Here is a 21,857-nt window from a genome sequence, read left to right on the forward strand (position 1 = left end):
GACGCGTCAGCAGCTCAATCGGATGAGCCAGCATGCCAAGCCTTTAGCATCTCTTGTGCTTTTTGCGGATCGTCCATGAGTAGAGTCCGATACTCCAGCATCCAGTTAAGAGTGACCAGCATTTGGTCATATTCTTCCTTCTTGCCTTCGATCTCCTTTTTCTTGCCGCGAATCCAATCGATGATCTGCTGGTTCGTGTGCGTGTTGGCGTCGTGGTCCTGCAGCACTTCCTTCAGTTCAGCCAGTGAACAGCCGATGGACTGGAACTTCTTGATGAGCTTCAACCGCTCGACAGCCTCATCCGAATAGTTGCGGTAATTGTTGCTTTCTCGGCGGACATGCCGATCATCCAGCAAGCCTTCCTTTTCATAATAGCGGATCGTATGAATCGTTAATCCCATCTTATCCGCCAGTTCCTGAATTTTCATCGTCATTTCTCCTTTGGACCGCTTGCCCTAGAGTTCACTTCATAGTTTATGCTTAACATGTTCAAGCAGTCAACTCATGAAGGAGGATATCAAAATGCATGTTTTTGTTACAGGAGCAACAGGGTATGTCGGCTCCGCGGTTGTCAAGGAACTGATCGGTGCAGGACACACCGTAACGGGTCTTTGCCGCTCAGAAGAGAAAGCCGCGGGATTAAAGGCAGCGGGAGCCGAACCGCTGTACGGCACGCTGGACGACCTCGATACGCTCAGCAGCGCCGCCGCGGCTGCGGACGGCGTGATTCATCTGGCGTTCACCAACGATTTTTCCGACTTTGAAGGTGCGCTGGCTCTGGATTTGCGGGCTGTAGAAGTCATGGGAGCGGCACTCGAAGGCTCCGGGAAGCCGTTCATTACCACAGCACACGCCAATGGCCATGCCGTGGATCAAGCCGTGCTCGCGATGGCGAAGCGGGGTATCCGGGCATCGATCGTCTCGCTTGCACCGTCCGTACACGGCGAAGGCGATAAGGGCTTTGTCCCGATGATGATCAGCATCGCCCGGACGAAGGGCTTCGCCGCCTACATCGGTGATGGAACGAACCGCTGGCCGGCGGTTCACCGCCTGGACGCGGCAGTTCTGTACCGTCTGGCGCTGGAATCTGCCCCGGCGGGCTCACGGCTGCTTGGCGCCGGCGATGAAGGCATTCCGCTCCGCGAGATCGCCGAGGTCATCGGACGGCAATTGAACGTGCCGGCGGTCAGCATCACATCTGAAGAAGCTGCCGCCCATTTCGGTTTTCTCGGTGCCATTGCCGCCCTCGACATTACAAGCTTGTATAACACTGCGCAAGCGAGTCAGGCAACACGGGAGCTTCTGGGTTGGAAACCGATGCAGCCCGGACTCATCGCCGATCTCAAGGAAGGGCATTATTTTGCATAAAATAGGAGGGTGTCCCACGCCTTAATTGGCTAGGGACACCCTTTTTATTTGCAGTAAAGGGTATCGTTATTCGCTTGTTATGCCTCTTTTGTTCATCGGATATGAATAGCCATCTATATAAAAATGATTCCTGTCGTAAATATTATTCATATTATTCAAGCGGACTAATGCATGCTAACATTAATGAAGGGATCCGTTTATCCTGTTTCCATCGTTATATATTGACTACAGAGGAGATCATTGATGTTACCAAGGTCCGCATTCCCATTACTTCTATTGAATATGTTTCTCGCCAATCTGAGCATGGGCCTCGTCATTCCGATCGTGCCGGAACTGCTCGAAATGTTTTCAGCAAGCGGCCAAGCCGCCGGCTATCTCGTCTCTTGCTTCGGTTTGACACAGTTTCTATTCTCACCCTTCGCAGGAAATTTGTCCGATAGGTACGGTCGTAAACCGATGATCATTACAGGGTTGATTTTATTTGCCATATCTAATTTACTGGCGGCGTTTGCAGGCGATTTAACCTTATTATTCGTGTCGAGACTGATCGGCGGAATCGGGTCAGCCGCTCTGGTCCCTGCGATTATTGCTTACGTTGCGGATATTACAGAAGATGCCCAGCGCAGCAAGGCTATGTCTTGGTTAGGCGCATCGATGACTTCAGGGTTTATTATCGGGCCGGGTGTAGGAGGATTGCTTGCGGAATGGGGCATCAAAATGCCTTTCTTCGCTTCCGCATCCGTTGGTCTGCTGGCTATGATATGCAGTATGTGGATGCTCCCCGAGCCGCTGTCGCCTGAGATCCGCCGGCTTCGCCAATCTGTGCAGGACAAGAAAGACAATATCTTTCGTCAAATTGGTCTTTCCGTAAAATCCCGTTATTTTATCCTGCTGCTTATTGTTTTCGCCATGACGTTTGGTCTGACGCATTTTGAAGCCATTTTTCCGCTTTTTGTCGTTCAGGGTTACGGTTTCACTACGCAGCAAATCGCCATTTTACTTACCGTATGCTCTTTGATTGGCACGCTGAACCAAGTGCTCCTGACCGATCGGATCACCCGCCGGTTCGGGGAAAAGCGGGTTATCGTCGCCATGCTTTTGCTATCCGCTTTCACGCTCGCATCATTGCTTTTCTCAGGCAATTACTATTATGTCATGATCATCACCATGCTATTTTTTTCATTCAATAATATTTTGCGTCCAACCATCAACACCCTCCTATCCAAAGAAGCTGGAGAGGACCAAGGATTCGTCGCAGGGATGAATAATGCCTATACGAGCCTTGGTACGATCTTTGGACCGTTACTCGCAGGGATCTTATATGAAATTCATATCGACTTGCCTTATCTTTTTGGCGCATTTGTTCTGCTTGCAAGCAGTCTAGTCTCGGTAAGAAAATTGAATAAAAAATCGTCATCGGCGTCTACAAACCCGTTAACAGGCAGCATAAATCAATAGGATGATTCTCAACCCATCTCTTCTCTCAAGTCATGCTCCATGAAGAGAATATCACGTTTCATTTCCTTCATGCCCTGTCTGGATATCCGTCCGGTCTCGAACATAGTTTGGATGTTGTCTCTCTCCAGCTGAATCCCGACCCGTGCGAGCTCCTGCATCAGGATGTCGAACTCTTCCCGGTTGTAGGTGTCCGATTCGTTTCGGGTCAGAAGAAGCAGCGTACGTTCATATTGCAAAATCAGCGAGCTGACCGACTCCATATCCGTCTCCCCTTTTGCAAGCAGCGCGTTCAGCTCCTTTAAGACGTAAGCTGTATTTTGAATTCTGAGCTTGGCCAATTCGGCGCGTCTCTCTCGGATACTCAGGCGGGCCGGATGCAGCATTCCGAACACTTCAATCCATTGCTTCACAGGGAAAAGCTCTTTTTTATAACGGACATCTCCTGTGTGCATGAATAACAGCTGATTTATTCTTTTAAGGTAACGGTACGCTGTGACTGGATTCACTTCTTTCTTCTGAACCGCGTGCAGCGTGTTCTCCCTTTCCCATTTCAGGATAGACAAGCCCAAGGCCCGCTGTACTTTATCGTTCTTGTCCTCTTTTCTGAGCGATTTGATTCGGGAAGTATACGTATTGATGATCTGGGCAATCGCCAGCCGGTTCTGATCCGTGCTCAGTTCGTTTAATCCGTTCACCACATTCCTCAGAATTTCAATTTTTGCCTGAACCTCCTCCTCTTCCTGCTCCGTTTGCGTTTCTTTCCCCAATAAAAGCGGCAGCAGATAGTTGGACGCAAGAAGGGACCACACGATAACGCCAGCCGCAAGGAAAATGATCAGATCCCTCGCCGGAAACGCGGTGCCATCACGAAGAAATAATGGCAGTGACATCGTACTCGCCAGGGTGATCGTCCCCCGGACGCCTGATAGGCTGAGGATCAGGGCCTTCTTAACCCTGAGCCGCCAAGGGCCGCGCGGTTTGGTCCCTTCGACCATATCCATCAGAATCGCCCAGATGAAGCGCAGCCCAAGTACAGCTGCGGTCAATAACAGGGTGTACATGATGACTTTCAGATTTCCGATTTCCGCGCTGTTCCAAATCGTCTGGATAATATCAGGAAGCTGTGTGCCAAGCAGCAGGAAAACCAGTCCGTTCAGAACAAAAACAATGACCGACCAAGTGCTTTTGGATACAACCCGCAGCTTGGCTACCTCGGGATTCATTTTCTTGTAACCGAAAGAATGGGCGATTCCTGCGGCGACGACGGCCAGGATACCGTTAACCCCTAATTCCTCGGCCGCCATGAAAATCACAAAAGGGGTCAGGATTTCAATCAGCATGTGGAGCGTAACATTCTCCATCCCCAATCTGCGCAGCCATTTCACCACCGCATATTTGACAAGCGTGAGCAGCAGGCCCAGCACTACACCGCCAAGTGAGATGGAAATAAAGCTGATGCTGGCCGTTTTGAAAGAGAACACACCGGTGATCATCGCGGCTACGGCAAACTGAAATGACACGAGCCCCGATGCGTCATTGATTAAGGACTCCCCCTCCAGAATTTGCATCGTCTGATGAGGGATTTTTACTTTCTGCTCCAGTGCACCCACGGCCACAGCATCAGTAGGCGCTAATGCAGCCGCCAGTGCAAAAGATGCCGCCAGCGGAATCACCGGAAGGAGCCAGTTCAGGAAATAACCAACCACGGCTACCGTGACGAACACCAGACCCAGTGCCAGCAAAAGGATTGGTTTCTTCAGCTTCCAGAGCGCTTCCTTATCCGCATGCCTTCCATCATTGAACAGCAGCGGGGCAATGAACAGGAGCAAAAACAGCTCTGGATTTAATTTCAGTTCAAAGTGTAACGGCAGCCAAGTGATCAACATCCCCAGCACGATTTGAATAATAGGCACGGAGACCGAGGGGATAAACCGGTTCATTAAATTGGATAAAGACACCGCCGCCAGCATTAGCAAAATAAACTCAAACAATTCCAAACGATTCTTACCTCCATTATCGATCTGTATTCATCAACTTGTCGTAAATTCAAGGCCCTCACAAACGATTCAGCTTATTGTAAAGTAAATTTATGAACTGTATGTGAATCGCTTTGCACTTAAGCCCAGAGCAATATTCTATAGTACCCATAGGTATTATCATCGGAATTACCGACAGCTTCTTTAATACACCCTACTTTCCATTTGTTCTTCACCAGATATGGCTATTAAGCGTGAAAAAGCCTAATTTCCCGTTATTTGGTGAAAAATTAGGCTTTGGTATTCATTATTGGGCGCATAAACGAATATACAAATTATTCCCGCTCCTTTGGCCAAGAACCTTGCTGTTTGCGAATGAATACGATTTGTCCAATGTGGTATACGTTGTGCAGCATTTGACGGGCCAGCCTCCCAACACGCTCCACATCCAGCTGACTGTCGTTCATTTGTGCCAGCGATTGACGTAAATCTTCACAAATTCGGCTGGTTTCTGCCACGGTTGCCGCCCATTTGTCAGAATCCTCCGGGTCCCCAGGCCCTCCAAATGTATCTTCCGCCAAAACGGCCTCCCATTTAGAATCAGGGGGTTCTCCGATATCTCCATATGTAGGCTTGCGTTCAGATGCCTCTGTTCCAGGCGTTGTGTCATGAAGTTGTCTGACAAGCAGGGCGTTGTAATAATTTAAATGGTTTACCGTTTGCCAAATGGTATTCCCTCCTCCAGGGGGCTGCCAGCTTGCATCGGTCGAATTTAAACCCGCAAGAGCTGATTCTAAGGGTAAAAACCAGGTCTCCGTATCCCAAACAAAGTCAAATTGCATACGAAAAATATCTATCTGTTTCATATTCATTTGCTCTCTCTCTCTCCTCGATGATTCATATTTGGGAGTCTTAATACAGATTACGATCGTCTCCTGATTCTTTAAATGACTTGTAAGACAAAACAATAAAAAGCATCACCATTCGATTGATTTTCGATAAGCTCGTCCATCCACCATACGCCGTAAGAGTAATAATAAGTCCCTTTTTGTGCGGGGGCATGAAAACTATTCTCTTTCACCGCAACGTCTATTGAACTTCCCTCCGCCGTCATTTGCGTGACGTGATATTTGTTGGGCTTAGGCTCAACATTCATTGCAAACTTCACGACTTCACCGGGCTGTACGGAAACAGGAGCTACATCTTTTAAAAGTTCAACCGGTCCAGCGGTATCCACACATATACTTTGATTGGTTGAGGTCCAGCAATAGGTGCCGAGTTTAGTCGGATATACCCTTTCCCCTATCACAATGTCAGCCTTAGGAGGTTTCTTTAAATCTGATTTTCTCTCTGGTTGCTTTTCTGGTACTTGTTCTGGTTCCCCCGTTAATTGTTTTTCAACGACTACGTCCTTACCGCTTGTTAATGTGCTCGAACAGCCAACTAAAGTCATATACGAAAAAGCCAAAATGATCAGCATGGCAATCCTCTTCATGTCCAGCCCCTCCTATCCTAGCGTCACTGCTTAGACGTTAAAAATTTCCAATTTGTTGCATCATACTTCAGCATACATTCTTCTTAAAACACAAAAAGCCGCAGTTACGCGGCTATGAATTGTGTATGCTCTAGTCCAGGTCCATGACTTAGGCTGATTGAACGTGCGTTGTTATTCATCCCATCTGGAATGAAGCACGTGATGGCAAAAATTAGGCCGTTTATAGCCCGGCAGAAACAGCTCGCATATATCGGCGTTAATCGTGCCGTAGGTCGTTTCTGGTTTATGCTTAAAGCCTTCAAAGAAGGCGCGCAGAATGTTGTGCTTAAACCGGTTTCGCGGGAACGCATCAACGATTTGCCGGCGAATTTCTTCCGAGATCAGTTCGAAGTTTTTCCCCACGACGTCGTAACCGACGCCAAAATTCATCAGGGCCGCTTCGGTTTCTTTATATTCGACGATTCCGATCGTAGTATGCAGGGCGACGGCATCCCACACCAATCGGATGGATTCTTCCGGCACGCCACGGCTTTGCAGGAAATCTCGAGCGGCATTCGCGCCGTCGACTTCAAAGCGCTTATCAGGACTGCGGAATGCAGGCGTAAGGCCTAAATCGTGGAAAAGAGAACTGATATAGAGCAATTCCGGATCATACTTCAATTGATTCAGGTTGCCTTTGAATGCTGCGAAAAGAAATACCCGGTTTGAATGGTTCCACAGCAAATCATCGCCATGTTCCCGGAGTAATTCGGCCGCTTCCTTGGCCAGTTTGCTATCAGGTATTTGGATATCTGCGATTGACATGGACATCGCTAAGCGCCCCCTATTTATGTCGTTAAGCTTATACTAGGGTTTCATGGAATGGAGATCAATGCGGGTGTTTCTATGATCATTATCGACCAAATGAATGATCTCCTACCTATTTCCAGTATCCCCTTAAGACATTCGAATATTCCCGGGGGCGCTGCAGATTCTTTTTCTAAATATCCATTGACATAAGTACTAATTTTACATGAAAGGTATACCCCATTGACTCTAACAACGACATAGCTTCCTTGTTCTGTTCATGAACCAGCGTCTCCGCTTCGTTTCGGCCGTTCTTCAGGTGATACTCAAATCCCTTCGTGATGAGAACCCTACCCAGCCCTTTATTACGCCAACGTGGAATGACGAATAACCTCTCGACTGCCCCGGTTTGCCAACACATTACGCTGCCAACCAGCTCATCACCTTCAAAGGCAGAAATGGTATGTAACTCCGGACCACCCATCATCCATTCCAACATATTTACACTCCGGTATACTACACCTTGATAAAATTGATTTTCCAGCTCGGTATATTGGATTCTTTCTTCTCTGGATTCCATCGGGTGGTATTGGACATTCACTCCAACAGGCGTTCTGACTTCAGGTATGGATTCTTCAAGGGAACGCCGTGCTATGTAATAGGTTTGAAAAGGGCTAAAGCCCTTCTCTTCGTAAAACGCTCTGTCACCATAAAAGTCCTTCCACGCAACCAGCTTCGTTTTCTTGTTAGGATTACGCAGCTTTTGACAGGTTTCCATAAAAGTAGGGAAAAGAGCTGCTCTCACTTCATCCATGCGGTTTAAAGCTAATTCATTCGTGGGCATTTCGACTTCGAATACATCATGATTATCCGCAATTCCGTGTCGTAAATATCCCACACATATTAAATTCCCGTCCTCGTTAAATACGCAGCTCATCCTCTGATGATTGTAATCTTGATTATATTTAAAAAGGATCCATGCTTTGTGACTTAAGTTTTTTACCGTTTCCTCAAAATCAGAACGATATGGACGAACTTGTAATGACATCCAAATGCCCCTCTCTGAATGGTGTTTCTCCAATCGTAGCAAAGGAAACCGTTTATAAATATATAAAAGATCTTTCAGAATCATTCATTACACAAAAAATCACATCATAACCTATGATGTGATTTCTACGGCTTATATTTTGGAATAAATGATTTTTTTAATACTATCGATGGAAAGGCAGAATTGATCAGAAAGTTCATCGATCGTTGCACCATCGATATATTGCTGACGTATCGTTTCGTTTCTGAGGCTCAAATGTTTTCGGCTTCCTGAATTTTCGCCCCATTTCTTCCGTTGTCCTTCAGGGGTTGGGATGTAAACCATGCTTCCGTGGATATATTTCTGTATTTCCTTTAAAAGCTCTTCCGGAAAAACGATATCTGCGTTTACATACTTCATGATAGCTCTGCTCCTTAAAATTTATTAAAATTTAAGGTTGCAAAGCCTATCCTATAAACAATTATCATGAACGCTGATATTCAGGCGGTAAAAATGAATTCTGAGCTCCATACAAACAACCGCCGTTGTTTATAGTACAAGACTTTGCATGGAGCTAATCGTAGATTTTCTCATCATTCGAGACCTCACTTTCAAAAATATGATCGGTGTCTAATCAGTACCAAAGATTACAATCGATAATATGTTTATTTTACCGATTTCTCCACTTCATGTAAATGTCTGGAACTGCGCCTAACTGTCATATTTCAAAGCATGAGGGGCTGGCCATGCCCAGGGAATACCTTGTGTTCGTTTGTATTTCTTAACCGTGACCAGCTTTGATCAACCTTTTCATTCGTTTCCATACTCATATGGTGGTTATAGGGTAAATCCCCTGTAAAAATACCCAGCCCCTCGATAACAATACTAATGGAATCATCCGAGTGACCGGGTGTATGAAGAATATATCCTGGAATGCCCATTTTTTTAGTGAGGACGGCCTGATCATGTTCATTGATAATATTATGGGCTTCCACCTTTATTTCTTTAAAACTGGAGAACTTTTTCATGGTCTCGTTTGCACTTTCAAGAAAATCCGACTGCGTTCGGCTGATAATAAGCTCAACACCCATGGATTGTATCTCTTGTGCGATTCCGCAATGATCAGGGTGAAAATGCGTAACCATTAAATAGTGAATGTCACTCCATGGGATGTTATATTTTCGCAATTGGCTGGCCATCTTCCCCAACGTACCGGGTAACCCCACATCAATGAGAAGGTACTTTTCCTGGAAGCCGATCGCATAATAATTGGTCGAACCGTAGCCAATATTTATTACATTCATCTCGCCTTCCCCCATTGTTATCGTTCATATTTGTTGATATATAGGTCTCCCACAACTTTTGCATTTGTATGGTACCGATCATATGAATGGTAGACATCCATTGCCCACTTGAATACCATGGATTCAAGTTCTTTCTGCTTCAGTCCGATTAAGTCTGTAACCGTTAAATGTCCTCTTTGCTGCAGCGGCAATGCAGGAATCAAAATATCCGGGTGTGTCCGTTTGTATTGATCCAGAATATTGCTCAGCTGGCTTGTCTTTGCATACTCCCATGCTATAGCTTGTTCAAGGATTAAATACTGTCTAGTGAGATGCAAATTGTTGTTCCATCCCCCATGAACCTCCGAATGCTGCAAACAATGTGCATCGGCATATATAAATGTGAATAGATGATTTCCTTCCATAAAGGTCATTGCCAGATCGTTGAAAACATCAAAGCATTCAAATACTCCACCCCTGGTATTCGACCCGCAAAATTGGCATCTGCCGTAATCCTTCAACTCGATCCCCTTTTTCTGGGCTTGTCGCTCTATATTTTGCATAGAACTCACCTTCCCTTCGTGAACACAGACCCCTGAAAATCTGAATCGCCCTTTTGTGATCATTTTAAGGGTTGACGTAACGTTAAGGTCAATAAGCTATTATCCGGGTTTCATACAACTTGATCCCTTTGTTTCTATCGGAGCCAGCTCGCAAAATCCCATCCCACCTTTTTCACTTTCCACGCAAGCTTCCCCGTAATGATGATATCAAGTCCCCATTTACGTACCCAGATCAACCCGCGATTTTGCCCTAGGCCGAAGCCGAAGGTATCCACAAACGATTTGTGAACCGGTGCCGAACGGCCCTCCAGATCGGCCGTTACGATTTTCCCCAGCCTTAAAGCCTGTGGTCCAGCTTCTTTGCATGTCATCTGATCCGCCTTGCCGGTACCTGGATCGACGATTCTCGCACAATCGCCAATGCTGTATACGCCCGACATCCCTTGGACGCGATAACATTCATCCACCAGTACTTGACTTCCAGAAGATAGTGGCAAGCCCATGCTATGAAGCGCCGGATTCGGTATCAGACCAATCGTCCATACACATAGGCCAACCGGCAGATGATCACCATTGCTTAGCGTCAACACTCCTGCTTGCTCCCGCATTGCCTTACTATTGTGAAGCACTGTCACCCCACATTCGCTGAGCAACCGCTCCAACTTCCGTCTAACCTTCTCCGGCCCTTCCGGGAACAGCTGTTCCTGCGCATTGAGCAAATAAACGGAGGCATCGGACGAATTCAGACTCAGCGCCGCTGCTTCCTTTCGCATGGCAAGCATCAGCTCGGCGGACGTTTCGATACCGCTGATGCCCGCTCCCGCAACCGCGATTGTCATTAGTCGCTTTCGTTTATCCGGGTTCGTCTCGACGGCAGCCTTCCGCAGATTGGCACGCCAGCGCTCCCGGATGTCTGCCGCCGCTTGCGGGTCCGTCAAGGCGATCCCTCCCTTATCGGGATCAGGTCGACGAACAATGCTTCCGACGCCAACTACTAAAAGGTCATAATGAATTCGGGCATCATTTCCTTGTGAATCCGTATATTGAACCCGTTTGGCCTCATCATCTACGCAAGTAACTGTACCTTGCAAGAATTCGACTCCTTCTGAACAATAATGACTCCAGGGAATCATAATCTCTTCCCCGTCTGCGGCTTGCCGGAACAACATCACTTTGCGTACATGACCGGGCTGCTTGTCGATTAGAAGAAACCGAATGCGCCGTCCGTTCGCCATCCCCCGGGTCTCTTTCTTTATAGCTTTGAGCGCACCAAGCCCTGCATGGCCGCCTCCAATGATAATACATGTCAAGTCGTTCATCTCTCTGCATCTCCTTAACAAGTCGTTATCTTCAAAGAAATTTGGTTTCGATATGATTTACTGGCTACTATGGCCTTGAAGCCGTTGCTGTTCTATCGATTTTCTGTACACGAACCTTTACTGCGGTGCCCAGAATGACGATGCCGCTTACCAATGAGATCCATGTAAGAGCGGCTACGGGAGCATTCCAACCAAATCCTTTTCCAAAGAAGAACAATTGTCGAAGACCATCGACCATAAAGCGCATGGGGAGCCAAGGATGAATCCACCCGCGATAGAAAGAAGACATCATTTCTGGTGCCAAAGCCAGCAAAGATGCACCGAAGAAAAGCAATAAGGCAAATATTGCAACACCACTGATCCCCAATATAGACAATACAGCTGTTATCATAAGGAAAAAACTGAAAAACGTAACGGATAAGAACAGCGCGGTATCCGAAAATTTAGGAATATCTAGATCCAGCATTCCATGCGCAAGGAAGGTTAGTCCGAATCCAACCAAAAGAGCTGTGACGGCGCCCATCAGGATATGCAGCAACTTCGATACCAGGCTCTCTCTTCGGGTCTTAATCGATAATTTACTGACGGTTATAAAAAGGATTGCCGAGCAGGCGATACATGCGAGCCATAAGGGCTGAAATAAGGAAACGCCGTTCCTCCAATCCCCGTCTCGCCATTTCTAGCTGTTGGTTGGTATCTAGTTCCTATCGAAGCTTACTGCCTGCATCCCATGCAACTTTCCTGAATTTCCACGCAAGCTTTCCCGTTACAATCATGCTAAGTCCCCATTTGCGTCCCCATACCAATCCGCGATTTTTTCCCAGACCGATGCAGTAGAGATCTATTGGCGCTGATTTGTGGACTGGCGCAGGGCGGCCCTCCAGATCTGCCAACATGATTTTGCCCAGTCGATCATCTTGTAGAGCAAGTTCTGCGCACCTCATCAGAGCTGCCTTGCCGGTTTTTGGGTCAACGATTCTCGCACAGTCGCCAATGCTATATACACCCGGCGCCCCTTGAACGCGATAGGATTCATCCACCAGCACTTGGCCATCAGGAGTAAGCGGCAAACCCATCGTGCGAAGGGCTGGATTTGGAATCAGACCTATTGTCCAAATGCATAGGCCGACCGACAGACGATCCCCATTGTTGAGCGTCACCACTCCGGCTTCCTCCCGCATCACCTTACGGTTGTAAACCACCGTCACTCCACATTCGCTGAGCATCTGATCCAATTTTCGTCCAACTTTCTTGGGTCCTTCCATGAACAATCGTTCCTGTCCACTCACTAAATAAACAGAAATATCGGACGGGCTCAGTCCTAGTGACGAGGCTTCCTTCTGCATTTCAAGTGCCAGTTCAGATGACGTCTCGATGCCGCTTATGCCCGCACCCGTAACTGCAACTGTCATCAGTCGCTTTCGTTCTTTCGGATTTTTCTCATGGGCAGCTTGCCGCAAATTGGCACGCCAGCGCTCCCGGATGACTGCTGCGGTTTGCAGATCGGTTAAAGAAATACCACCCTGCTCAGGACCCGGTTGCCGAACGACGCTGCCAACCGCCACGACTAAAAGGTCATACTGCATGCGAGCATCCTTTCCTTGCACATCCTCATATCGGATCTGTTTTTCCCTACGATCCACAGAAATAACTGTACTGTGCACGAATTCGACTCCTTCAGAAAACTCATAATGCGTCCAGGGAATTACAATCTCTTCCCCGCCCGCGGCCGGTCGGAATAACAATATTTTGCGCACATGACCGGGCTGCTTGTCGAATAGAACAAACCGAATCCGCCGCCCGTTAGCCATGCCTCGGGTCGTTTCCTTTATTGCTTTTAGCGCTGCAAGCCCTGCATGGCCGCCTCCGATGATGATACAAGTCAAGTCGCTCATTTTCCTCAGCTCCTTCTCGTTTTGCACATATAACGATCTAAGGCAATGATATGTGACTTCGGAAACGATTCCCCCTATTGAGCCCGATTAATCAATGAGTAAATTTACCTGTTAACTTTTACCGTATTTATGTGCAGTCCCCAGAAGAAGTGCTTTGGAACATTAGATGAGAGTATTCGGCTTTTGGATGCATTGAGATTATTTGGGGGTCGTTTCTAAAGAATCTAGACGAAGTAATGGCAAACTTATGATTCAAGAGGCGGCAAAATTATAGGTAAAGTCACATCATAGGCCGAGAAATGATAAAAAGCCGCAACAATGCGGCTCTTAAGTGATTTTTTTTGTTCTGGTTGTCTTACAACTTTGCCATGTACCATCGTACTGTTAGCCAAGCCATTTAACGTTACAAAGAACTAAGGATAAATTCCTTTATGGCCAGTGCAACTCGTTCAGGCTGTTCTTCTGCTGAAAAATGACCGCAATTTTCGATGGTTGTGGCTTGGATATGTTGCAGGCCATTTTCCCTAAATCCGGCAAGGTATTTTTCAATATCTGCGTTTTCATCCGATCCTCGTAAGTACAGAACTGGCGTTGACACGGCAACATGTTTTAACGCGGCATTATCCTGTTCATCTTCATGAAAACTTCTGTATAAATCAAATCCTGCTTTCAATGCGTCCAAACGGGAATAGGCTTCGGCATATGATTTTCTGCGGGCATCACTCATTCGCTTGCCCTTTCCGGCCAGCACGTCATAGAAAAAGGAGAAGTAAGGAAGTTCTTTGCCTGAAACCAGTATCTCGGGCAATTCGGGCACGTTATGAAAACCAAAATGCCAGATGTAAGGATTACTTTTCACCTCGTTCCACGGATCAACTCCAGGAATGGCGACATTCATAATTACCGCGCGCGATAACCTGTCAGGAAAGCTCTTCAGAAAAGCATACGTCACCTGGCCCCCAGCATCACACCCTACCAACGTCACATCTTGTAAATTCATATGATCCATAATTCCCCGAACATACTCGGCTATATTGCGTTTGCTGTATGACTGCAGAGGAATGACTGAATTCCCGATCCCGGGGATGTCGATGGCGATAACATGGTACTCTTCGGCAAGCCTATGCATCACGCCTTCAAATTCCAGCCAACAGGTCGGCCAACCATGAATCAAAAACACAGTTGGCTTTGATATGGGACCGGCTTCGACTGCATGGATCGGGACTTCTTTGACACGTACTTCCCGGTGTGTGAACAAACCTTCTCACTCCTATCGAAATTTTCTGATCACCTCTTCATCGTAGCATTCAAAATATGACAACATCTCGTCACCATTGACACATCGTATTTACAAAATGCGGACGGATGTAAAAGCCAGCTGAGCTTAGCCGGCGGCACCCGACTCGTCTGCAGCGTGCGCATGCCCCGTTACGGCTGCCCGCCGCTTCATACGACGCTCCAGACGCAGGCTAACCGCAAACAAGACGAGCGACAGCGCCGTCATAGCCCCTGCGAAATAGCCAATTTCACCGACGGTAGCGAAGCGCACAACAGCTCCTCCGGCCGATGCGCCCAAGGCACTGCCGACGTACAGGACGGAAGACTGCAGCGACAGGACGATGCCGGACGAAGGCCCCGACAGCCCGATCAGACGGTGCTGCTGCGCAGGATTGAACATGTAGCCGCTGAAGCCGAACAGTGCCATAGCAGCCACCGCCATGGCGAGAATACCAGGCCGGCCGGCGAAACCGTATAACGCCGACATCAAGATAAGCGCGGCTGTGAGCAGAGTCAGCGCCAGCGGAATCGCCCGGTTCGGTCCGATCCGGTCTGCGGCCAAGCCGCCTGTCCGCACCCCGATGAAGCTGGCGATACCGGAGAGACACAGCACCATGCTGATCGTCCGGCCGCCGGCACCATAGCCGGAAAAAAGTTCGGAAACATACGTAAAGAGCGCAAAAATACCGGTGGCCCAAGCGAGCGTAATCAGCAAGGCGGATAGCAGCTCCGGCTTCTTCAGATACGAAAGGCGTTCCCGTATGCCGATCGCCGCGCCCGGCGCCACCTGCGGGAACAGCAGCCGGATGGCAAGTGCGGCGAGCAGCGCCACCCCGCCGACGATCCAAAACGTCGTACGCCAGTCGAACGTCAGGGCGACCCACATCCCGAAGGGGACGCCCAGGATCAGGGAGACGGTCTGCCCAGCAACGACGATCGACACCGCACGCCCTCTTTTCTCAGCCGGGGCCAGCGTGGAGGCGACGGCGACGGCCCCCGGCGAGAACAGGCCAGCCCCCAGCGCGGCGACAATCCGCCCGGTCATCATCAAGCCATAAGAAGAGGCGAACCCGCACAGCACGTTTCCGACAGTGAGCAGCAGCAGCGAACCGAATAGCAGTTTCCTGCGCTCCATCCTCGCTGTCAGAGTCGTCAACAGCGGCGACGATACAGCGTACACGAGCGCAAACGCCGTCACCAGCTGTCCGGCAAGCGCCGTCGACACGTGCATTGCCGCCGCCAGTGTCGGCAGCAGCCCGCCGATCATATACCCTTCCGTGCCGACCGCAAACGACCCAAGCGCCAGCCAAAAAATCCGTTTGTCCATGAAAACCCTCTCCTTTTTTTTAGATTCGTCTTGTCAATAGAACCGAATCAGTTACATTGAGAAGCAAAAAAAGCTCAATTTCGGTTTCTTAAATTTTTCTCATCATCATTACAACCGAATCGGTTACATTAAACACCGTAATGAGCCCACATCCAGCCGATTCGATACACACCTCGGACAAACCACCAGCTGAAGGACAGTCCAATATCATACCTGCTTCTCCCTCGCGCCCGCGATCAGGCAGGTGTTATTTCACTATACGGCCTTCCCACACTTCCATCCTCACATGAACGTGAGCAGTCGCCTGCCACCCCCTCTCATTGAAACTAGATCAGTTACATTGAGGAGCAAAAAAAACACGCGGGTTTGTCAAACGGCCGGACAGCTTTCTCACCCGGGGTTTCCGGAGGCCGGAATCTCGGACCCAGCAGCTGCTGGCCGTTAATCTGGCCCACTCCGGCAAGCGATTCTCGAAGAATGCCTGCCGTTGCGGCGGCATCACCGCTTCCCTTGCTCCAGCGACGAGGTGACCAGATCACGGATCGATTCCTGTGCCAGCCGGCGCTTCAACGCTTCCTCGCTGTCCTCGTAAACCGATTGCAGAGCCGGCTGAATGCCATGGCCGATAATACAGCTCGGGTTCGGCTGGCTGTGATGCAGCTCGAATAGTGGCGTCTGCACAACGGCTTCGTACACGTCCAGCAGGCTGATCTCCTCCGGAAGGCGCGCAAGCTTCCATCCAGCCCCTGTCCCTCCGTGCTGCACCAGAACCAGGCCTGCTTTCGCGAGCTGGCCGAGAATCCGTCTCAGAAAAACCGGGCTCGTTCCCACGCTGTTCGCAATCCGGTCGGAAGGGAAAAATTCGTCCTTCTCCGACCAATAAGCCAGCCAAGTTAATATATGAAGCGCAACGGTGTAGCGGCTTACGATAGCCATTTTCGGCATCCCCTTTCAATAAAACCATTATAGTTTCATTGAACGCCCCCCGTCAACGGCTCCCTTTCTCTTTTCAGCAGCTATAAGGTGTACTTTGTAATGGGATTGGCTTCTTACTTCATATCCTGCCAGCTTTTGAAATCGTGAATGGCGAAGCCGGCATAGCTTGCATAATGAGCCAATTGATTATGGGCGGACTGCAGCTCTTTATCCATCATATCGCTGCTCATGGAATAGAAGGAGACCCGCGGACCCTCATTGCTTTTGACCGTTTCGACAGCAATAACAATCTTCTTGTTCAGCGTGGAAGCTTCCCTCAGCATGGCCTGTGCATTTTCCACAATGCCATTACCGCCCAACGCATGATTCCGATAATTCATGATAACAAGGGAATCGAACTTCTCCAGCATCCATGCACTCATGCTGTAATCCTTTCCCGGTAATTTAATCGTATTCAGCCAATACGGAACGTCGATCGCGATGTTCAAGCCGCTTCCTTTGCTTTCTTTCTCAATCAGTCGCAAATTGTCCATCCAGCTTTCAAGAATGGTCTTATTGTCCGTGGTCCATTCGCTAAGACCATAAGGCTCAATATCGAAATGCAATCCCGTGAAGCCTGCTTCCGGGCCAACAGAAGAATTATAGGCTTTCACCCACGCTATAAATTTTTGAATATCCCCCTGAGCAGACTTTTTCGCCCATTCGGGACGGCCCTCAAGTGCCTCCACTTGAATTCCTTCCTTCTTCGCTTTCCGGATGAACCCTTCATAAATTGCCGGATCTAGATCTCTGTCGATTTGAAGGTAAATGGATGTTACACTTTTTACTTTTGCGAAATTTAGTATTTGATCTTGATCCTGTTTGAGAATGTGACTGTCCCATATCCATGTTCCTTTCGGAACCCGGGCCACCGAAGACATGATGCTCACCAGATTGCTCGAAGGCTGCCAATCCACGTTGGAGTGCAGAGCTTCACTAATAAAGCGCAGCGGAACCATCGTGCGGCCATTTTTAAGCACCGCCGACCCTGCAAAGTCCACCCTTTTCCCATTCACCAGTGCATAACTATGGCCAATCACCAAAATAATGATGTCACGGTTAAGCGAGATCGTGATTTGTTTTAAACTTCCGTTCCATTTCGTTGTCGCTCCGAGCTTGTCGGATACAAAAGCAAGCGGAACCATCGTAAGGCTGGATTTTTGATCGACATAGGGGTGTCCGTCCGGAAATTGTACTTCACGCCCATCCACGGATACACGGATTTCAGAAGCGTAGATTGCGGGGGAAAATGCACCTAAGCTCAGCATGATCGCTAACGTGCATACTAACCATTTTCTCATGAGTGACTTCCTTATCTTATTAAATTTGTTCTTTACCACATTGCGCACACTTGGCCGCACATTGAAATTATACGGTATGTAATAATTGGTAACAAGCTCAACGGGCAAATTACGCTTAACCCACAAGAGCACCTCTACCAGAAGCTATCTCGGCCAGCTCTTATTCCCCTATGCATATCTCTGTTGTTCCTTACCTCCGTTAGGCTTGATGTCCCTGTCTTGAATAACAGCCCTTTACTTCAATAACAAAAGGACCACCGAAATAATCAGCAGTCCTTCTATTGATATGAAAGCAATGATCATCCCATAATTTCCTTACAGAATTTTGATCAGGTTTACTAGGTTTTAGTTCCAACCAAGCGCCTTTTTTCCGGCTTCGATAGCTGTGACGATTCGCTCCACATCATATACATTGCCTTTCCATGTACCTCCGCTGACGGCTTGCAGAGCAGCCCATAGCTTCGTGTCGTCCGGGAGGTCATCATCGGGACGCATTCCTGGGTGAAATGGCCGCTGGGCCAACAATCGGGCCCCTTCATCCGGCGTTATCTCCTGGTCCCCTTCTCCGATAAAATCAACCCGCCCTTCCAGCCGGTTCCGGTCAACGACAATTTCAATCCAATCGCCGTCCTTGAGCTTGCCGATCGGTCCGCCTGCCAGCGCTTCAGGGCCGACATGACCGATGCACGCGCCGGTTGAAACGCCGGAAAAACGGGCATCAGTGATAAGCGACACATATTTACCGAAGGACAGGTGCTTAAGCGCGGACGTGAGCTGATACGTTTCCTCCATGCCCGTTCCGGACGGTCCCCTGCCAATGAGAACCATGATATCCCCTGCCTGAATACCCCCGTTCTTAATCGCACGGATCGCGTCGCGTTCGGTTGTAAACACCTTGGCCCTGCCTTTATGATGATATATGCCTTCCTCATTCAGGACGGAAGGGTCTATTGATGTGGATTTGATCACAGAGCCTTCCGGAGCGATATTCCCGGTTGGAAACGTGACGGTGGAAGTGATGCCAAGGAGCCTCGATTGTTCCGGGCTCATAATGACACTGTCCGGATCGATTCCGTCCTTTTCCTTAAGCTGCTTGCGCAGCCGATGACGACGCTCCGACGATTCCCACCAATCAAGAACTTCTCCCAGTGAGGAGCCTGTTACTGTAAGCACCGATTCATCCAGTACGCCGAGACGTCTGAGGTGCAGCATCACTTCCGGCACGCCTCCGGCCATAAATACCCGAACGGTTGGGTGAAAAACCGGGCCGTTCGGCAGTACGCTGACGATGCGCGGTACATCCCGGTTGACTTGGATCCAATCCTGGACCGCCGGCACCTGTAATCCAGCAGCGTGGGCGATCGCGGGGATGTGGAGCAGCAGATTGGTCGAGCCTCCGAACGCAGCATGAACGACCATGGCATTTCGTACCGCCGCATCTGTGAGGATGTCACCCATCCGCAGTCCTTGAGACTCCATCGCCATCAGTGCACGGGAGGATTGGCGGGCCATTTCCTCCCAGATCGGCTGGCCCGAAGGCGCAAGAGCGGCATGAGGAACCGTCATGCCAAGCGCCTCGGCGACAACTTGGGCCGTTGCCGCCGTACCGAGAAACTGGCATCCTCCTCCAGGCGTCGCACAGGCCCGGCAGCCAAGCTCCGCCGCTGCTTCCAGCGTGAGTTCGCCGCTTGAGTACCTGGCGCCGATCGTTTGAATTTTGCCGGCATCCTCCCCTTCGGTCGGCGGAAGCGTTACCCCTCCGGGTACGATAATTCCCGGAATCTTCGGCATGCCCGCAAGCGCAAGCATCATGGCAGGCAGCCCTTTATCACAGGTGGCAACGCCAATAACACCTTTTCGCGTAGGCAACGAGCGGATAAGCCGGCGAAACACGAGGGCTGCGTCGTTCCGGTAGGGGAGCGAATCGAACATACCCGACGTTCCCTGTGACCTGCCGTCACAGGGGTCGCTCACGTAGCCGGCGAACGGGATACCACCGCGGCCGGAAATTTCCTCCGCCGCAGCCTTCATCAGCAAGCCAACCTCCCAGTGTCCTGTGTGATAACCCAGGGCTACGGGACTGCCGTCCTCTTGGCGAATCCCTCCCTGCGTGCTCAGAATCAGAAACTGCTTTCCGTTCAGTTCTCCCGGCTTCCAGCCCATCCCGACGTTTTGGGACATGCCAAACAGGTCTCCGCTTGGAGCATTTCTCAGCAGATCATCTGTTAATGGCAGCCTTCCCTGTACCCCGGGGGCATGCGTTGTAATGTCACCGCTTGCCAGGTCATCCTTCCCCATGATCGACTTGATCGAATTGTGCATGGCACCCTCCCCAAGATTATGGCTTCACGAAAACCGTTTTGATGGAAGTGAAAAATTCGATAGCCGCCTGCCCCTGTTCCCTGGAGTGCGAGCTCGACATTTTCATCCCGCCGAACGGGGCCTGCAGCTCAACACCAGCTGTTTCCGCATTCACCCGGACCAGCCCGGCATCCATGTCCTGAATAAAGGACAGCATGGCGCCTATATTTTGCGTATAGATGGAGGCACTCAAGCCATAATCGCTATCGTTGGCCGTCGCTATCGCTTCTTCAAGGCTGTTCACGGCAATCAGGGCAAGCACCGGACCGAAAATTTCCTCCCTGGCAATGGACATTTGAGGAGTCACCCCGTCAAATACGGTCGGCTGGACGTAGAACCCGTCCTCAAGTGCCGGGCCGCTCGCCCTTGCCCCTCCGGTCAGCAATACGGCTCCTTCATCCAGCCCTTTTTGGATGTAGTGCAGCACCGTTTCCAGCTGCCTTTCATTAGCGCAGGGCCCCATCCAGGTCTCGGGCAACATGCCGTCACCAAGCCGAATGCCCTCGATTTGGGAGAGCAGCTTCGCTTTAAAGGCTTCATACACTTCTCGTACAACGATCACCCGGCTGGTCGCCGTGCACTTTTGACCGGTGGATTTCAAGCCGCCGCTGATCGTCGCTTCCACCGCCAAATCCAAATTGGCATCCGCCGCGACAATAATCGGGTTTTTGCCGCCCATCTCGAGCTGGTACTTGGCTCCTCGGGCCAGTGCGGCCGCGCCGACGCGCTTCCCAACTTCGTTGGAGCCCGTGAAAGTGATACCGCCCACGTCCGGATGCTCCACAAGCGCCGAACCGACCACCGAACCGCTGCCGCATACAAGATTGAAGACACCCGCCGGAATTCCCGCCTCCTCGAAGCATTCGGCCAATTTGGCTGCGGTCACAGCCGTTTCCTGGGCCGGTTTCAACACAACGGTGTTGCCGTATATCAGAGCCGGCGCAGTCTTCCAGAGGGGGATGGCTACGGGGAAATTCCACGGGGCGATCACACCGACAACCCCCAGCGGCACCCGGGTCGTGAACATCAGCGCCTCGCTATCCGTCGAAGGTATCACGTCACCGGACTTGCGCATCCCCTCACCGGCGTAGTACCGCAAGATAGCGACTCCGCGCATCGTCTCCCCCTTGGCTTCCGCCAGCGTCTTGCCCATTTCTCTTGTCATTGCCTCGGCAACCTCATCAGCCCGCCGTTCCAATACGCTGGCCGCACGAAACAGGATATTGCCGCGTTCCGATCCGGGCAGGCTGCGCCAAGCCCGCCGGGCTGCTGTAGCTGCTGCGACGGCTCGGTTCACATCCTCTTCTGTGGAAACCGGTACATAACCGACCACTTCATGGCGATTAGCGGGGTTGATGCTGGGCTCCGTTTGTCCGGTGGAAGCCTCCGTCCATTCTCCATTGATGAAATTGCGATAAATCTGTTCTCCCTGGAATGATGTCATT

Annotated in this window: 20 protein-coding genes; 2 read left to right on the forward strand and 18 right to left on the reverse strand. The window is 49.9% G+C overall.

All coding sequences use genetic code 11. From position 1 onward, the window contains the following. Positions 1–14: 14 nt before the first annotated feature. Entirely contained in the window at positions 15–428 is a 414-nt protein-coding gene (locus MKY74_RS22495) for a MerR family transcriptional regulator (protein ID WP_076164757.1), read from the reverse strand. 94 nt (positions 429–522) lie between these two features. Here MKY74_RS22495 and MKY74_RS22500 point away from each other — a divergent pair, with 94 nt between their 5' ends. Continuing rightward, complete coding sequence (locus MKY74_RS22500) at positions 523–1,368, forward strand: SDR family oxidoreductase (protein WP_076164755.1); 846 nt, start codon at positions 523–525, stop codon at positions 1,366–1,368. 243 nt (positions 1,369–1,611) lie between these two features. Continuing rightward, a complete protein-coding gene (locus MKY74_RS22505; protein ID WP_076164753.1) occupies positions 1,612–2,826 on the forward strand; it encodes an MFS transporter in 1,215 nt (404 codons plus the stop codon). Between the two features lie 8 nt (positions 2,827–2,834). Here MKY74_RS22505 and MKY74_RS22510 read toward each other — a convergent pair whose 3' ends face one another. The 17 genes from MKY74_RS22510 to gucD form a co-directional block, all read right to left on the reverse strand. Then, a complete protein-coding gene (locus MKY74_RS22510; protein WP_076164750.1) occupies positions 2,835–4,823 on the reverse strand; it encodes a Na+/H+ antiporter in 1,989 nt (662 codons plus the stop codon). 314 nt (positions 4,824–5,137) lie between these two features. Further along, on the reverse strand, positions 5,138–5,674 hold the full coding sequence (locus MKY74_RS22515; RefSeq protein ID WP_076164748.1) for a DinB family protein: 537 nt from the start codon (positions 5,672–5,674) through the stop codon (positions 5,138–5,140). Positions 5,675–5,745: 71 nt separating this feature from the next. Next, the gene (locus tag MKY74_RS22520; protein WP_244169125.1) at positions 5,746–6,297 is read right to left on the reverse strand and encodes a hypothetical protein; all 552 of its coding nucleotides are present in this window, start codon (positions 6,295–6,297) and stop codon (positions 5,746–5,748) included. Between the two features lie 171 nt (positions 6,298–6,468). After that, positions 6,469–7,107, reverse strand: coding sequence for an HD domain-containing protein (locus MKY74_RS22525; protein ID WP_076164746.1), 639 nt, complete (start codon positions 7,105–7,107; stop codon positions 6,469–6,471). 169 nt (positions 7,108–7,276) lie between these two features. Further along, positions 7,277–8,131 carry a GNAT family N-acetyltransferase gene (locus MKY74_RS22530; protein ID WP_076164744.1) on the reverse strand — a complete coding sequence of 285 codons (855 nt, stop codon included), beginning with the start codon at positions 8,129–8,131 and terminating at the stop codon, positions 7,277–7,279. Positions 8,132–8,263: 132 nt separating this feature from the next. Continuing rightward, on the reverse strand, positions 8,264–8,530 hold the full coding sequence (locus MKY74_RS22535; protein WP_076164741.1) for a CD3324 family protein: 267 nt from the start codon (positions 8,528–8,530) through the stop codon (positions 8,264–8,266). Between the two features lie 305 nt (positions 8,531–8,835). Then, complete coding sequence (locus MKY74_RS22540) at positions 8,836–9,414, reverse strand: MBL fold metallo-hydrolase (protein WP_167372807.1); 579 nt, start codon at positions 9,412–9,414, stop codon at positions 8,836–8,838. 17 nt (positions 9,415–9,431) lie between these two features. Beyond that, entirely contained in the window at positions 9,432–9,956 is a 525-nt protein-coding gene (locus MKY74_RS22545) for a DUF5946 family protein (RefSeq protein ID WP_076164737.1), read from the reverse strand. A 134-nt stretch (positions 9,957–10,090) separates the two neighbouring features. Further along, on the reverse strand, positions 10,091–11,275 hold the full coding sequence (locus MKY74_RS22550) for an NAD(P)/FAD-dependent oxidoreductase (protein ID WP_076164735.1): 1,185 nt from the start codon (positions 11,273–11,275) through the stop codon (positions 10,091–10,093). A gap of 67 nt (positions 11,276–11,342) precedes the next feature. Then, positions 11,343–11,813: a hypothetical protein gene (locus MKY74_RS22555; protein WP_144025318.1), complete on the reverse strand. Its 471-nt coding sequence runs from the start codon at positions 11,811–11,813 to the stop codon at positions 11,343–11,345. A gap of 166 nt (positions 11,814–11,979) precedes the next feature. Next, the gene (locus MKY74_RS22560; RefSeq protein WP_076164730.1) at positions 11,980–13,170 is read right to left on the reverse strand and encodes an NAD(P)/FAD-dependent oxidoreductase; all 1,191 of its coding nucleotides are present in this window, start codon (positions 13,168–13,170) and stop codon (positions 11,980–11,982) included. Positions 13,171–13,573: 403 nt separating this feature from the next. Further along, positions 13,574–14,428, reverse strand: a complete 855-nt coding sequence (locus MKY74_RS22565; protein ID WP_076164728.1) for an alpha/beta fold hydrolase — start codon at positions 14,426–14,428, stop codon at positions 13,574–13,576. 126 nt (positions 14,429–14,554) lie between these two features. Then, positions 14,555–15,775, reverse strand: coding sequence for an MFS transporter (locus tag MKY74_RS22570; protein ID WP_076164726.1), 1,221 nt, complete (start codon positions 15,773–15,775; stop codon positions 14,555–14,557). 498 nt (positions 15,776–16,273) lie between these two features. Beyond that, entirely contained in the window at positions 16,274–16,711 is a 438-nt protein-coding gene (locus MKY74_RS22575; protein WP_076164724.1) for an Rrf2 family transcriptional regulator, read from the reverse strand. Between the two features lie 113 nt (positions 16,712–16,824). Further along, positions 16,825–18,051, reverse strand: coding sequence for a copper amine oxidase N-terminal domain-containing protein (locus MKY74_RS22580; protein ID WP_076164722.1), 1,227 nt, complete (start codon positions 18,049–18,051; stop codon positions 16,825–16,827). 345 nt (positions 18,052–18,396) lie between these two features. Continuing rightward, positions 18,397–20,373 carry a YjhG/YagF family D-xylonate dehydratase gene (locus MKY74_RS22585; protein WP_076164720.1) on the reverse strand — a complete coding sequence of 659 codons (1,977 nt, stop codon included), beginning with the start codon at positions 20,371–20,373 and terminating at the stop codon, positions 18,397–18,399. A 16-nt stretch (positions 20,374–20,389) separates the two neighbouring features. Next, complete coding sequence (gene gucD, locus MKY74_RS22590) at positions 20,390–21,856, reverse strand: alpha-ketoglutaric semialdehyde dehydrogenase GucD (protein ID WP_076164718.1); 1,467 nt, start codon at positions 21,854–21,856, stop codon at positions 20,390–20,392. Position 21,857 lies beyond the last annotated feature (1 nt).

It is taken from the genome of Paenibacillus sp. FSL R5-0378 (assembly GCF_038009285.1).
Lineage (GTDB): Bacteria > Bacillota > Bacilli > Paenibacillales > Paenibacillaceae > Paenibacillus_AQ > Paenibacillus_AQ favisporus.

Coding starts and splice junctions, on each gene's coding strand:
- MKY74_RS22495 (WP_076164757.1), bottom strand. CDS start 428: ATGAAAATTCAGGAACTGGCGGATAAGATGGGATTAACGATTCATACG.
- MKY74_RS22500 (WP_076164755.1), top strand. CDS start 523: ATGCATGTTTTTGTTACAGGAGCAACAGGGTATGTCGGCTCCGCGGTT.
- MKY74_RS22505 (WP_076164753.1), top strand. CDS start 1,612: ATGTTACCAAGGTCCGCATTCCCATTACTTCTATTGAATATGTTTCTC.
- MKY74_RS22515 (WP_076164748.1), bottom strand. CDS start 5,674: ATGAATATGAAACAGATAGATATTTTTCGTATGCAATTTGACTTTGTT.
- MKY74_RS22520 (WP_244169125.1), bottom strand. CDS start 6,297: ATGAAGAGGATTGCCATGCTGATCATTTTGGCTTTTTCGTATATGACT.
- MKY74_RS22525 (WP_076164746.1), bottom strand. CDS start 7,107: ATGTCCATGTCAATCGCAGATATCCAAATACCTGATAGCAAACTGGCC.
- MKY74_RS22530 (WP_076164744.1), bottom strand. CDS start 8,131: ATGTCATTACAAGTTCGTCCATATCGTTCTGATTTTGAGGAAACGGTA.
- MKY74_RS22535 (WP_076164741.1), bottom strand. CDS start 8,530: ATGAAGTATGTAAACGCAGATATCGTTTTTCCGGAAGAGCTTTTAAAG.
- MKY74_RS22540 (WP_167372807.1), bottom strand. CDS start 9,414: ATGAATGTAATAAATATTGGCTACGGTTCGACCAATTATTATGCGATC.
- MKY74_RS22545 (WP_076164737.1), bottom strand. CDS start 9,956: ATGCAAAATATAGAGCGACAAGCCCAGAAAAAGGGGATCGAGTTGAAG.
- MKY74_RS22550 (WP_076164735.1), bottom strand. CDS start 11,275: ATGAACGACTTGACATGTATTATCATTGGAGGCGGCCATGCAGGGCTT.
- MKY74_RS22560 (WP_076164730.1), bottom strand. CDS start 13,170: ATGAGCGACTTGACTTGTATCATCATCGGAGGCGGCCATGCAGGGCTT.
- MKY74_RS22570 (WP_076164726.1), bottom strand. CDS start 15,775: ATGGACAAACGGATTTTTTGGCTGGCGCTTGGGTCGTTTGCGGTCGGC.
- MKY74_RS22575 (WP_076164724.1), bottom strand. CDS start 16,711: ATGGCTATCGTAAGCCGCTACACCGTTGCGCTTCATATATTAACTTGG.
- MKY74_RS22580 (WP_076164722.1), bottom strand. CDS start 18,051: ATGAGAAAATGGTTAGTATGCACGTTAGCGATCATGCTGAGCTTAGGT.
- MKY74_RS22585 (WP_076164720.1), bottom strand. CDS start 20,373: ATGCACAATTCGATCAAGTCGATCATGGGGAAGGATGACCTGGCAAGC.
- gucD (WP_076164718.1), bottom strand. CDS start 21,856: ATGACATCATTCCAGGGAGAACAGATTTATCGCAATTTCATCAATGGA.